The 12677-nt window shown below is 40.0% G+C and carries 20 protein-coding genes; 6 read left to right on the forward strand and 14 right to left on the reverse strand.

All coding sequences use genetic code 11. The features are described from left to right. From FAY32_RS07200 to FAY32_RS07245, 10 genes are all read right to left on the reverse strand, one after another. Positions 1–891 (reverse strand): DnaB-like helicase C-terminal domain-containing protein (locus FAY32_RS07200; protein WP_143462784.1); only part of this gene is annotated, 891 nt, incomplete at its 3' end. Then, positions 884–1648 (reverse strand): conserved phage C-terminal domain-containing protein, encoded by a 765-nt coding sequence (locus FAY32_RS07205; protein ID WP_143462785.1) that lies wholly within the window; start codon positions 1646–1648, stop codon positions 884–886. The genes FAY32_RS07205 and FAY32_RS07200, both read right to left, overlap by 8 nt. Positions 1649–1665: 17 nt before the next feature. After that, on the reverse strand, positions 1666–2226 hold the full coding sequence (locus tag FAY32_RS07210; protein WP_143462786.1) for a DUF669 domain-containing protein: 561 nt from the start codon (positions 2224–2226) through the stop codon (positions 1666–1668). Continuing rightward, the gene (locus tag FAY32_RS07215; protein WP_143462787.1) at positions 2226–2909 is read right to left on the reverse strand and encodes an AAA family ATPase; all 684 of its coding nucleotides are present in this window, start codon (positions 2907–2909) and stop codon (positions 2226–2228) included. Before FAY32_RS07215 ends, FAY32_RS07210 begins: the two co-directional genes overlap by 1 nt. Further along, positions 2910–3824, reverse strand: coding sequence for a DUF1351 domain-containing protein (locus tag FAY32_RS07220; protein WP_143462788.1), 915 nt, complete (start codon positions 3822–3824; stop codon positions 2910–2912). It abuts the gene before it with no gap. Continuing rightward, positions 3814–3996, reverse strand: coding sequence for a hypothetical protein (locus FAY32_RS07225; protein WP_143462789.1), 183 nt, complete (start codon positions 3994–3996; stop codon positions 3814–3816). The genes FAY32_RS07220 and FAY32_RS07225 overlap by 11 nt, the downstream gene beginning before the upstream one ends. Before the next feature lie 192 nt (positions 3997–4188). Continuing rightward, positions 4189–4368: a hypothetical protein gene (locus tag FAY32_RS07230; protein ID WP_158727560.1), complete on the reverse strand. Its 180-nt coding sequence runs from the start codon at positions 4366–4368 to the stop codon at positions 4189–4191. Positions 4369–4537: 169 nt separating this feature from the next. Next, positions 4538–4819, reverse strand: coding sequence for a hypothetical protein (locus FAY32_RS07235; protein ID WP_143462791.1), 282 nt, complete (start codon positions 4817–4819; stop codon positions 4538–4540). A gap of 328 nt (positions 4820–5147) precedes the next feature. Continuing rightward, complete coding sequence (locus FAY32_RS07240) at positions 5148–5978, reverse strand: ParB N-terminal domain-containing protein (RefSeq protein WP_143462792.1); 831 nt, start codon at positions 5976–5978, stop codon at positions 5148–5150. Continuing rightward, on the reverse strand, positions 5971–6819 hold the full coding sequence (locus FAY32_RS07245) for a DUF3102 domain-containing protein (protein WP_143462793.1): 849 nt from the start codon (positions 6817–6819) through the stop codon (positions 5971–5973). The genes FAY32_RS07240 and FAY32_RS07245 overlap by 8 nt, the downstream gene beginning before the upstream one ends. Positions 6820–6896: 77 nt before the next feature. Between FAY32_RS07245 and FAY32_RS07250 the strand changes: the two genes are divergently transcribed. Continuing rightward, positions 6897–7172 carry a hypothetical protein gene (locus FAY32_RS07250; RefSeq protein ID WP_143462794.1) on the forward strand — a complete coding sequence of 92 codons (276 nt, stop codon included), beginning with the start codon at positions 6897–6899 and terminating at the stop codon, positions 7170–7172. Here the strand turns inward: FAY32_RS07250 and FAY32_RS07255 are convergent. The 3 genes from FAY32_RS07255 to FAY32_RS07265 are packed head-to-tail and all read right to left on the reverse strand — an operon-like array spanning position 7162 to position 8517. Further along, complete coding sequence (locus tag FAY32_RS07255) at positions 7162–7449, reverse strand: hypothetical protein (protein ID WP_143462795.1); 288 nt, start codon at positions 7447–7449, stop codon at positions 7162–7164. The two genes, FAY32_RS07250 and FAY32_RS07255, sit on opposite strands and share 11 nt — an antisense overlap. Positions 7450–7503: 54 nt before the next feature. Then, a complete protein-coding gene (locus FAY32_RS07260; RefSeq protein ID WP_011667898.1) occupies positions 7504–8286 on the reverse strand; it encodes an ORF6N domain-containing protein in 783 nt (260 codons plus the stop codon). Between the two features lie 12 nt (positions 8287–8298). Beyond that, a complete protein-coding gene (locus FAY32_RS07265) occupies positions 8299–8517 on the reverse strand; it encodes a hypothetical protein (RefSeq protein ID WP_011667899.1) in 219 nt (72 codons plus the stop codon). Between the two features lie 258 nt (positions 8518–8775). On the opposite strand from FAY32_RS07265, the gene FAY32_RS07270 reads away from it, so the two are divergent. The 5 genes from FAY32_RS07270 (at position 8776) to FAY32_RS07290 (ending at position 11835) form a co-directional block, all read left to right on the forward strand. Next, positions 8776–9192, forward strand: a complete 417-nt coding sequence (locus FAY32_RS07270) for a helix-turn-helix domain-containing protein (RefSeq protein ID WP_011667900.1) — start codon at positions 8776–8778, stop codon at positions 9190–9192. Positions 9193–9195: 3 nt separating this feature from the next. Next, complete coding sequence (locus tag FAY32_RS07275; protein ID WP_143462796.1) at positions 9196–9675, forward strand: hypothetical protein; 480 nt, start codon at positions 9196–9198, stop codon at positions 9673–9675. 63 nt (positions 9676–9738) lie between these two features. Further along, complete coding sequence (locus FAY32_RS07280) at positions 9739–10623, forward strand: hypothetical protein (protein WP_143462797.1); 885 nt, start codon at positions 9739–9741, stop codon at positions 10621–10623. A 102-nt stretch (positions 10624–10725) separates the two neighbouring features. Next, a complete protein-coding gene (locus tag FAY32_RS07285; RefSeq protein ID WP_069359824.1) occupies positions 10726–11058 on the forward strand; it encodes a ribonuclease G in 333 nt (110 codons plus the stop codon). An 87-nt stretch (positions 11059–11145) separates the two neighbouring features. Then, the gene (locus tag FAY32_RS07290) at positions 11146–11835 is read left to right on the forward strand and encodes a hypothetical protein (protein WP_143462798.1); all 690 of its coding nucleotides are present in this window, start codon (positions 11146–11148) and stop codon (positions 11833–11835) included. 10 nt (positions 11836–11845) lie between these two features. On the opposite strand, the gene FAY32_RS07295 is transcribed toward FAY32_RS07290, so the two are convergent. Beyond that, positions 11846–12610 (reverse strand): hypothetical protein, encoded by a 765-nt coding sequence (locus tag FAY32_RS07295; RefSeq protein ID WP_143462799.1) that lies wholly within the window; start codon positions 12608–12610, stop codon positions 11846–11848. Positions 12611–12677 lie beyond the last annotated feature (67 nt).

The raw sequence follows: 12677 nt of genomic DNA on the forward strand, positions 1-12677 counted from the left end.
AATATAGTCGACAAACGCAACATACTCATTTTGCTTAGCCTCACTCGCATGTCGTCGAATCACACTAGCAATTTGAGCAAGCGTCTTCGTCTGGTCATAGACGGACAAATTTAGCCGCTCCATCTTCTCTGACGACTGCTTGACCACTTGCTTAATAGTTGGCGTCAGTTCGTTAGCATTGGCACGCAGAGCCGTACTTGGCACACCCGTATCTCGACTAATGAACCGGTTCAACATCTCACGCTTTGTCATTTCCAATGTAAAATAATCGACATGAAGCTTGGGGTCCTTAGCCATCATTTGTGCGGCCAGATTGACGCTGTACGCCGTTTTACCAATGCCAGGTCTTGCACCTAGGGTAAAGAGCATACCGCCGTAAAATCCGCCTGCTAGACACGTATCCAGTTGTGGATATGACTTGATACCAGACTGAACTGGGTGTTCAAGGTTATACCGCAGTTCTTCCGCTTCAGCGTCAATGCTCCCGTCGTCAACATGCTCGTCAATTGAGTTGACGTTATTAATGGCAACCGATAATTTTTCCAAATTGTCATCGTAAGGTGCGTCTTGATACATTTGAATCACTTGGTCTAACTGGTCTTCAGCGTAAACACGGTGTAAGTCCTTAACCATTTCGCCAATATGTGCGTCAGTGACGGCACTACCCCGTATAGCAATCACGTCACTGTAACTCAACGTCATTTGTTCAAATAGGGTCTTGGCCTTACCGAAAATCGTCATAAGCGAGGGATCGTTGGCTTCCTTCAATGCCACGTACAAAGCTCGATAGTTTCTGTCAGAGAACCACTCAGGATTGATGTTTACTAATTCAACATCCTTAGGCGTCTTAAGCAAGACGGCAATAAGTCCCTGTTCAATTTCGTCATTCACTTAACTCACCTGCCTCATATTTTTTCTCCAATTCCGCCATATAGTCGGCGACGCGGGCGGAACCCTCTCCAACACTTAAACCCGGTTGTTCAGGGGTTTTCCCTTTTTGCTTTCTACTCTGCTTAGCTTCATCCAGATACTGGTCAAACTTCTTAGATGATCCAAATAGTGTCCCTGGTCTCAGGTATTGTTCCATCTTTGAATCACCTAGCCATTGCTTACACTTGAAGACAATGACTAATGCAAAGTCATGTTCCGAATACCCTTCATGGATTCTTGCTCGAATTAACTTTTGATTACCTTCAGCATTCTTGAAGCCTCTTCCAGCCTTTTCATTCAAGAAATCAATAATTTCTTTATAGTGGATGGGGTTTTTCTTTTCTTCTGCCCCACTATGGTTCTTATTAATACTTGTAATATTATCTGTCCGATTTTTCGGTATAGGGGTATTCCGATTTTTCGGTATACCCCCCGGAATCACACGAATATATCGGTGGTCAATTTCTTTTGTTCCATCTTTATAAACGCTTTCCCGCGAAATGTATCCTTTGATTTCCAGAGACTTTAACCACGCCTGAATCGTTGATTTAGCAACTCCATAAAGCTTCATGAAATAACTGTCACTCGCCCAGCAAAATCCTTTTTGATTACAAAGCGCCGTAATTTCACCATAGAGTAAGATAGCCTTCCCAGGGAGGTCCCTATCGTATCGAACATTGGCCGGAATGATGGCGTAGTAATTAGGTGCTTCTACCACCAGTTTTCACCACCCTTCTAGAACGGCAAATCGTCTTCACTGATATCAATCGAGTCACCTGTGTTAGCAAATGGATCACTTGATGCTGGTGAAGGTGCCGCTGTTCCTTTACCTTTTCTGTTTGATTGGGTTTCATTTGGTCGGCGAACACCATTTGGCTTACTTGCCTCAGAGCCTAGTAAGTGGTACCCATTTACTTCTAGGTAAATGTTTCCTTTGTTATTGGGTTCTCCCCAATCAACATCAATTGTCAGCTTTTTATTCAAAACCGCTTTTGCAAGCTGCGGAATAGATTCAATAGTTACACCGTCACCAACACCCAGTGCAACAACTAAAGTGTTAAAGCGGCGAATCGTTTGCTTAAGCTTTTCAGCGTCATCTTTGACCCAGGTCATCGTTTGGTAGCGAATTTCGCCACCTTGGTATTTTCCGTCCAGTACCTGATAGTCCAGAGTCAACGTTTCACGTCCAGTGCTGGCTTTATCAGCAACGGCTTTAACAATTTGTGCGTTGTACTGGCCCGCTTCTTGAACACCCATTCCCATCACATTATTACTATCTGTCGTAAATAAACTCATTATTTTTTAGTCTCCTTTTTAGTTGTTGCTTCCTTTGGCTTTAATAGTTCATCGGCACTAATCAGCTTTCGATTGTCCAGCCGATTTTTGGCATGGTTTCCATTTTCGGGATCTAAGTCAATCATTCGCTGACCATCCTTCAGATAGATACGGCCAACAAGGTCAAACATCGAAGTGAAGGCATTGAACGTCTTTTCATTCATGTCGGCGGCAAAACGTCCCTTACTGCTCAATCCATCCCCGTTACCGGTGTCGATTTGATGTGCCGTGGCATAGACGGTCTTGCCGCTTTCCTTAAGCGCCATCCCCAGTTTGCGGAACCAGAGCTGAAGCTTTTGGTAATTTTGCCGACCGTCTTTCGAAGCACCATCGATGTTTTCCAACACTAAGTTCTGAAGCGACGTCATGTTATCCAAAACGATCACGTCATATTTTTCATTGGCGAAGGCTCTAACAATCATCGTCGACACAATATTCTGAATTTTCGGTGCGTCTTTTTCCTCAATGAGAGCCACGTCAACGTCCTTTTCACCAATCAGCACATTACTAGACAGGTCGAAGCTAAACACGAGCTTATGCCCCTTAAATTGCTTAATCAGCGTTGTTTTACCGGTACCCCCATCTCCGTAAATGAAGTACATGTTGGGAACGGGCTGAATCGCGCCATCCTTATAGAATTTCATCTAACCCTCCTCTTTGACTAACTCGACTTTGACTCCTAATTGCTTAGCCCCAGCCCATACTTGACCGAGAGCCTTGTGCGTCCCAGTCAGCTTGACGGTAATGGACTGTGGGACAACCTCGCCGGTGTCAGTATCGATAGTCTCACCGCCTTGTTTGACCTGATGTGTAGCGTCAATGGCCGCTTGTGCTTCCTTATGCTTGGCCTCACGGTCAGCCTTCTCTTTGACCTCCTGATCACGTTTAGCAGCGGCTTGATTGATTTGCTTGAAGATATCCGTCAAGGACACTCCTTGGTTCAGCAGAGCTGCCCAGCCAGCAGGCTCAATGTCCATTTGGTCGGCATACGTCTTGATAGTCTCGATGTCGATAGCTCGTTGGTCACGGTCCTTTTTGAGTTGGGTCATGTCGGCAGCAATCTCTTCGACCGTTGACTTGGTTAACGCGGTATCGGCCGAATTGGTAGCGGCCTTATTAAGCCATGACGGCCGTACCTCAATGTCACTAGCTGACACACCATAGTTCGGTGCCATTTCAGCAATTGTGTCGGTCACCAGTTTGTAGCGTGCTTGACGTTCCTGCTCGGTGACCTCGGCAATCTTTTCATCAAGTGGATCGATGATAGATTTAATTCGGTCCTTGTACCCGTTCATGATGGCGTCAAACTCAACGATGGGTACTTTGTATTGGCGATTAGTTGCCAACCGCGTATCGTTAATAGCCTTCATAATCTTGTTGATGTGAGTGCGCATTCGTTTGGTTTCCGTGATGTTGTCAGCAGTAACTACGAAGTCTTGACCGTATTTGGCAACAACTTCATCAATAGCCTTCTCAACCTGCTCACGATTGTTGATGACAATTGGTGATGGATTGACCTCAATACTTGGCTGAAAGTCTACCAGCTCGTTATTTGCCATTGACGGTCACCCCTTCCAACTTGGCCAACTTCATTTCGGTTCGATAAAGCTGTGTGAAATCACGCTTTAAAGATTCAACCCGTTCAATCGGTGTTTTACCAATTCGTTCCTTGAACGTTTTGATCATTACCTTATAGGCATAAATACGTACATCGTTATGAACTCGTTTCATAATTTCCCTCCCAGTAGATATTGCAAAATTCGATGTTTCCGTCTACTCTTGGAGTAGATAATTCTCGTTAGGGATTTTCTACCGCTCGTCGGCACTGCCATGCTGACGGGCTTTTTTCGTGCATTCAATTGCTCAAAGCTAGCAATTCTTAACTTGTGAACCGTCTTTTTACTTATGATTTCTGTCACCTCCTCAATAAAAGTCCCGATAAGATAAGCCACGAACGACCATTTGATATTCGAAATCATTGGCCGAGAGAATAAACATTTCATTAATCATTCGGTTAGTGACTCGTACACACTTCAAGTTGGCCCAATCGACATAATCCATGAGGTTATTCTTAACGAATCGCCGTTCAGCAGGTTTTGCCATATAAAACGGCTCGTCAATTTTCTTTGTCACTCTCTTATTCACTATTCCGTCACCACCTTTCAAAAGTGCCTGTCATACCAGAATCTCAGTAGTCCGCCGATTCCAAAAATTAAAACGAAGATAATTACTGCTACCATTTCATCACCACCTGTTTCAGCACTGCCCGTGACTAACCATTGTCGATGACTGATAAAACGGCTCGCTTTAACTCGTTTGGATCATAGAAGACTTTGCTACTTCCCTTCGGCCGATGCTCAATCAGCTTCAATTGTGGCTTGTTCTTAAAACGTTCGTAGAAGTAAGACCGTGACATTGAAAGTACCTTATACGCGTTGTCCGCATCGACCAACAGGTATTCCCGACACACTCGCTCGATGAGCGGACCAAGCATTGCTTTAGCTTCATCACGGATGATGCCGTCATAGTGTTTTACCAATTCAGTAGGATCCATATGTTCTCACCTTCTTACTTAAATAACTTGTCGTGTTGATAGTCAAAGCTTCACTGAGCAGGCTTTAAAAGAAGCATCGCAAATATCAAAAGAGATACAACTTCCAAACATTGCAGAACCACTTTTAAAGAGAATCGAAGGTTAGAATCACGTATTATTATAAATATCAGGGTACTTGGAAACGCAATAATACTAATAAGCTGCCAAGCAATGATTCGTGTCATCAAGTACCACCTTCTTACTCGAATAGCTTGTCGCCATAATGGCCAATGACGATTCCCAGAATTAAGAAAAGGATTAATCGTAAAGTAATCATTTTTATTCTCCTTTAATCATCAAGACTTTCATCGACGACAACCGTACCGTTGCTTGTAACGTGATAGTTAAGGTATTTTTCACTGCCAAATGGGAGATTTTGATTATAAGCATCAATTAACGCTTTAAGTGCACCTGGTTTAGTAAATGCCTTAACCTTTATTTCCTCACTAAGACCTGTAGAAACCACCTTCTTAATTAGTCGTTCCTTATCTACCTTGGGATATTGACAAAGGTTGTTAAGAGCTACACATACGTGATTCCGCTTTGGCGTATTTGTTTCTTTACGGAAGCGTTCGTAGAATTTTAGAAAAGTGACAGTTTTTCCGTAATTCTTGAATTCAAAATTTCCTTTTTTGACGGATTCATTTTTATATCCGCTGGCATTACCAAATAAACCGATGGAAATTGAAATCGTGGATGTCACGTCAGAATATCCTTGCTCAATCAACCCAGATAGCAGAATGTATTGTTCTTTACCCTGATTGGCATAGGCTTCGATATAATCCTTTAGTCCCCATGGACGCTGGATTGTATTCATTCGTACAATGTCATGACGATTAAGTCCCGGTTTGATAATGTATTCAATTGGTACACCGGCCTTTTTAGCTGCAGCTAATCGATGTTGACCATCGATTACGACATAATCTTCATTGACGATAATTGGTGAAATTAGTCCCACTTTAGCCTGATTAACCATTTCTTTTTTTAAGAAAACGGTACGGTTGAATTCGCTAAGCTGAAAAATGCTCAACTTGTCTGTCTTGTAAACAACATTTGATGTTTGACCAACGTGTTGTCCTCTTAAATTTTTATTTGCTTGAAAATTGCGATCATTATTCATGTGAAATATCTCCTTCTATAAAATTCTGCTTTTTCAGCTTTTCCTTGGTATCACGGCACCACTTTTCAAGTCCGGTGATTGATGCCACCATGGTATTCAATGCATCCGATTGATTAGACAGCGTTTTAAAATCTGATACGTAGTTAGACGATGCCACTGACGTGAGAAAATCATTGATTTCTTGGTGAAGATTTCGAACACGATTCAATGATGAAATTTCTCTCTCAAGTTTTTTCTTTTCGACTATCAGTTCGCTATTGTCTTGAACGTCGTTATTTGAGTTTTCAAGCTCTTTACGAAGCTGCTTATTTTCTCGCTCATACCGCTCGTTAATTGATTTGGTATTTTCGACAATGCCCTTAAGATAGTCATAGTCGTCGGGAACATCCTTGATATGAATTTCCTTTTCAACGACTTTAGGCGGCTGATTACGGAGCTTGTCTAACTCTTCGTTGCTCTGTTTAAGTTGTTTCTTGGTCTCACGCAGTTCACGCACAGTCATTTCATCGGGCTTTTTAATCTCACCAGATGGAAGTTGTTGTGGTTTATCGCGTTCGGATTCAGGCATGGTGGCAATTTCGCTTAGAACTCGCATTCCTAAATGTTGGTACGTGCCATCATTAGGAAGCTCACTTACTATCTTGATAAATCGACTTGCTTGTGTCCTATCCATATGAATAGAAGACAACCATTTAAGATATTCTCCATGAGCCAAATCATTCTCTTTCACCCATTTCAATCGACGACCAATCTCAAAGATTGCTTGTCCACCAATTGATTGGTAAGACTTGATTTCGGTGGTCAGTGTTGTTAAATCACTTGATAATGATATTTCTTGCAAGTGACATTCCTCCTTAAATTTGCTTCATACTTTCAAATTAAGTTGCTGTATCATTAATTTGAAAGGTGGTGAATATGATGGATAATCGAGATATACATTTACACGTTTTACGTTTACTTGATGGACACAAGAATAGTGAGGCCAAGCCTTTAAAAGAAGTCATGAAATTCTTAGTGGGAGAAAATCATGGTGAAAAGTGGGCCAACGACATTCTTATCTCTATGGACATTAAGCATGATGCATTGATAAATTTGGAATTTATCGCAGATGCTCAGAATCAACTTGGATTAGGAAATTATTCCAATTCCGAAAATTATTTAACATCTAAAGGTCAACGCATAGCTAACCTCTAGGCCATACCCGAAAGGCTTTACCCTGATACAAGGCGTAGAGCCTTTCATTTTTATATCCATTAAACAGGTGGTCATATCCACTCTTGTACTTACCGGGAAACAAGACCATATCCGCATCCACTGTTAAAATCGGAATACGTTCGATTCCATAATTTCCTTCTATGTCGCGGCTTAATACAGTTCGGTAAACAACTGCCTTATTTTGCGATTCCACCAAGTGATTAGAAATGTTTCGTAATTCTTCGAGTAACTCAAGTTGAAATTCATTCTTTTTCATGAGTAATCTCCTTAGATCCCGTATTTTTCGACCAGGTATTCATATTCAATTCTCCTAATATTCTTCGTTCCAAACTTGGTACCGAATGGCATATTCTTTAACAATTGCTGTGTAAATCTCAATCAGCTTCTTGTCATGGGCAATCACATCAACCTTTGTTGTATTCTTACGCTGAGTTTTTGAAGTCCCTTCCTCAGCCATTCGACGTCTCAAGTTGGTTAGTCGTGTCTTAAGTGATACCCCGCCTCGCCGATCTACTTCGTCGTAGATGTCGTTGCGAGTCATTTTGTATGATTCGCCGGTGTTACCTTGCTGACGTGCAATCTTACTAATGAGGTGTGAGGTCTCATTTCGCCAGTCCATGGTAGACGTTGCTACAATCTCACTAACGCCATCAATTTTGTTTTCGAGGCGGTGTTGGGTACGTTCGCTAGCTGCTAACTTATCTACAACACCCTGCATGAATTGGAGCTCAGGTGAGAGACCAGAAGTGTTTAAATGTGATTTAGGATTGAAATAGTTCTCTTCAAGTTGGTCAAACATATCCCAAGCTTGGTTGGTTCCCAACATTTTAGAATGTCGACTTGCTCCTCGTTTTGTCCACAAATTAATTGCTCCAGCATGTTCGTTAACCAATCCCGTTTTTCGGGTTTGGTTCTTGAAGGCCTTTAGTTGGTCGCCTTCTAAATGAAAGTAATGTGTACCCTCGACAAACTTGGTACGGTTAGCATTAAAATTGTCAGTAATGCGTCGTGACGTTGTCCCATAAAAATCTGCTAATTGTTCAGTAGTTAAAATCAATTCGTTATTAAACTTAACTTGTTTCAGTTCGTTCATGAATAATCCTCCTTAGATTCCAAGAATTTTAGCCATTTGAAAACGAATCCGTTGTGACTTTGGTTCGTTCCCTCCTTTAACTGCTCGATTAACTTGCGATGGTGCCACTTTTTCGTCCTGAGTAGTAAGCAACGCTGCCATGGCTTTTTGAGATAATCCATGACGTTTTAGGGCGGCTGTATACTTCAATTCAATTTCCAACGCGGCGTCGTCAATTGCTTGTTCTACCAATTTTCTCGCTCCTTTTGTGTAATTTATTCATCAAGTTATTGCATTTTTTACAGCAGTGCTGTAAAATGATTGCATACGAAATAAGCCATAAAACACCTATACTTCAACCGTTCCTCGCCAAAGTTACGTTATGAAGTTGCTGGTTTTTTGTTGCTTAATTACTTGATGAACTTATAATACCACAGGTGTAAAAAATATCAACTATTTTTACACCTTAGCTGTTATTTTTGTGTTCATCAAATCAAGGAGACCGTTGCTATGTCAGTGTTTGACAACATAAAAAAATATTCCAAAAATCGTGGTATGAACTTACAACAAGTCGCTGTCTCGGCTGGACTAAGCAAAAATGTTATTTACCAATATAACAAGGGAAAGAGTCCTTCCATCGATACACTAAAAAAGATTGCGAACGTACTAGGTGTTTCCGCTGAGACTTTATTAGGCAATCAAGATGAATCAAAGTCTACTACAAATGATATTCAAAAAGTCAACATAGAAAAGCTTCTTGACGGAACCGCTATGTTGACTGACCGTGATGGTGAACTAACTGATGCAGACCGTGCTGCCCTTCGTGCACTTATCTCCACATACCTACAATCTACTGAAGGCCGTGAACGGCTTAAGAAGTACAGTAATATGGAACTCGACGATAATGGTGGAAACGGGGACGATTAATATATGCTATTTGACACTTTAGATGGAGCAATTGCTGATATTGACTCCTTGCAAGATTACAATTTGGATCATCTGATTAAGCATTATGGAATCAGTTTCCAATATTCTTCCAGTTTGCCAAATCGCGTATATGGTTTCTCTCTTCCCTACACCAACACTATGTTCATCAACGCAAATACTGAGTATCCAGAACGAATTAAGGCTCATGAATTAATTCACTGTTTAGTTGACGATTCGGCTAACCCGCTTATTGAAAGCACCTACGTTAGCAACACGAAGATTGAAGGCCGCGCAGATCGTGGCGGATTTTATCTAATGATAATGGATTATCTTAACCTAACTGGTATAGAACCATCCCAATTTAATATTTTGAAATTTTGCGAGCAATACCACGTGCCTGAAAAATATGTTTATACAGCTGGACTTGTGGCTAATCAAGTTCTTGATATTTCGCTTACTGATAATGACTTTATTGCAAATTAAAGTAATTTTACGTCCAATCGCTGAAGACACTAAAAGCTGAAGACATACTTCTAAGGAGAAATTATGAATAAAATAGCAATGTATTTCATATGTACAGTTTCTATTGGTGCATTGACTGGCTGTGGAACTAACAATAGTAAACAAGTATCTAAAAAAGTTGCTACAACTAAAATAGATTTACTGGGAAATTTTAAGTCTGAATCCAATGGTGTTTATAACCTAAAAGGAAAAACTAATCCCGGGGCCAAAGTTTGGTACCATTATAAGGTTGGTTCAAAAACTTTTAAAAATAGCCTTCTAGCAAATAAATCTGGTAAATTTCAGATAAGAGTTGTAAATACCTCAGCTGACCAGGATACAACGAATGTCGAAGTTGATGTAAAAGCGAAGGGATTAAAGCAAAATTATGACGTTGCTTCAATTGAAAATCACTCATCTGAGTTCGTTTCAAAAAGATCCAAGCGTTACAAGCTGACCAGTAGTGATAAGGCATACTTAGCCTCAAGTCGTGTCAAAGCTTCTTATGATAAAAAAAGGAATGCGGCCAAGCAATCGTCTGAGGAAGAACGTATTGAAAAACAGATTGATAACGACTCAAAAAAGAGCAATTCAACTAAATCTAGTTATAAATCTCGATATAAGTCAGTGTCTCTTGATGACTTTATTGGTAACCCCGAGCGTTATGAAGGTAAGAATATAAAGACTTCTGGTACCGTTTCATACATTCAACGAGAGTCCGACAACAACACTATGGATTATGTTGTATTGAATAATAGTGATGACTCTGCTGCTACAGTAACAGAAATCGAAGTTGAAGATATGCGCGATAATCATATTACTGAGGGCGATAACATTACTGTTGAGGGTGGTGGCCTTACTCAAACCGTGAAACTTCATGGTAAAACTCTTAAATCTGATATTATCGTGGACAGTGTTATTGTGAATTAATTGAGAAAATAAAAAAAGTGCATCCCCTCCCGTTAGGAAGTAGGATGCGCGCTGACCAAATACTGATGTCATTAAAAGCTGAATCATTTTAGGGGGAATACTATGCAGGAGAATGGTAAGGAAACACCGCAAGAGATTAAAGGTTGGAATTGGGGAGCTTTTATTTACAACGTTTTTTGGGGAGTCGGTAACAAAACATATCTCCCACTTTTGACTCTCATTCCAGTATTCAACATTTTTTGGATATTTGTTGTTGGCTTCAAAGGTAATGAATGGGCTTGGCAAAAAGGTGATTACAAAGACGTAGAAACTTTCCGTGCCGTTCAGGCTACTTGGAACCGAGCGGGACTATGGAACTTTATTATTTCTATTGCGATTTTTGCTATTTATCTTATTTTCTTTTGGTCAGTTTTAATGAACTTTTTTGATCAATAAATCAACAATGTCCCCTCCTCGGCAGCTAGAATCGGTTCGACTCCGGTTGGGGGAATTCCAAATATAAAAATAAAGGGGATAAATTTCATGGCAACTTCAATATCTATTAGAGAAATTAAAGACTTCACTCTTCCGGAAGGTAAAACGGAAGTAAAAAAAGCAAAAGTTCCATTAGGATCTATTATCAAAAGCCCAAGAAAACTGACTATTTCTGGAATCGTTTTCGAAGTTTTGGACTGCACCTACTCAAAAGATATATCAGACGACATTACGGTTTTCATTAGTGAGTTGGAAGACTATAAAGAACTAGATACCTATAAAAAGCAATTCTCATTTGAAATGTACTATAGCAGAGAAAAGAAACTATTATTTTCAAATTCTACGACTCCAATCACAAAATCGTTTTTAAAAGCTTTATCAAATACCGATGGAGTCAATATCGAATTCAACTCTATCCACTTTGATTTGGATGATATTTCAAACCTATTCGGCCAAACAAAGGGAGTCCGCTTTAGCAGTACCGATCAAGGAGTAAATACTAAATCATTGAGTGGATATCAAGTGGATATTAACCCAGAGGCTTTAGCAGCCCTACAAAATGATGATGCAACACAAATCATCGGTATAATGGACATTGGCAAGCAAAGTTACACAATTATGTTAACTCAGTCAGGAACGATTATGTCTTTTAGTAAATTGCTCGAATATGACACTCTTGATATTCCCATGCTATCCTTTGCAATTGATGTACTAAAAAAAATCAACTACCTAAATTAGGCAGCCGATCTTAATATACCGAAGTTAACGGAATATATTGTTTTATTATTTTGTCTATTAAACTAGGGTCTGGAGACGAAGCAGCTATTCTATTCTTTGTTATTTCAACCTTCAAATCATCCTCTTTAAATTTCAGAGAAACATTGTCAAGATTTTTAGCATTAACTGGTTTTAGAGTTAATCGGTAAAAAGGATTTAATCCGGTCTCTTTCATATCAATGACCACATTGTATTGCCGTTTCTGGGTAGCCAAACCATTAGTAAACCCATCTCTAAATTTCTTAAAATCAGACCAGCTGTTTTTTACGGTTCGACTTGAAATTTGATAATCGAGCTGTACATCAATAATATTTATTTCCTCATTTGGATCTATGCTGATACTTAAGCTAAAATTCAGACCATTACTTGTTTTTAATCCTGTTTTATAATGATCTGACGTAATTTCTCTCGGCTCTCCCTTTTGAAACGAGAGGTTACACATCTTCATGGCATCAGAAACCCGTTGCTGCAACTCTTCATAACTTATTTGTTCATCAGTATATACAAAGAAGCTGCTGCTAAAGGCAACCGTGTTGTTTTTAAGCCAAGAGCGCAATTTATTCCAGTTCACGTATAGCCAATCGAATTCACTATACATCGCAATCGTCACAGGTGCCAATGCGGTTAAACTCATCCAATTAACTGCAATCTTATTTGTCACAGCATTATAAATATTTATTGTTGTCATAACTAAAGTAAGAACTATTAGTGTGGATACAAAGATTTTTTTCTTCATGTTTAATCGACACCTCCTTATCACTAGCCGTATTTTAACATACCTAGCAGTTCGATTTCATGAAAGC

The sequence above is a fragment of the Levilactobacillus enshiensis genome (genome assembly GCF_007115095.1).
GTDB lineage: Bacteria > Bacillota > Bacilli > Lactobacillales > Lactobacillaceae > Levilactobacillus > Levilactobacillus enshiensis.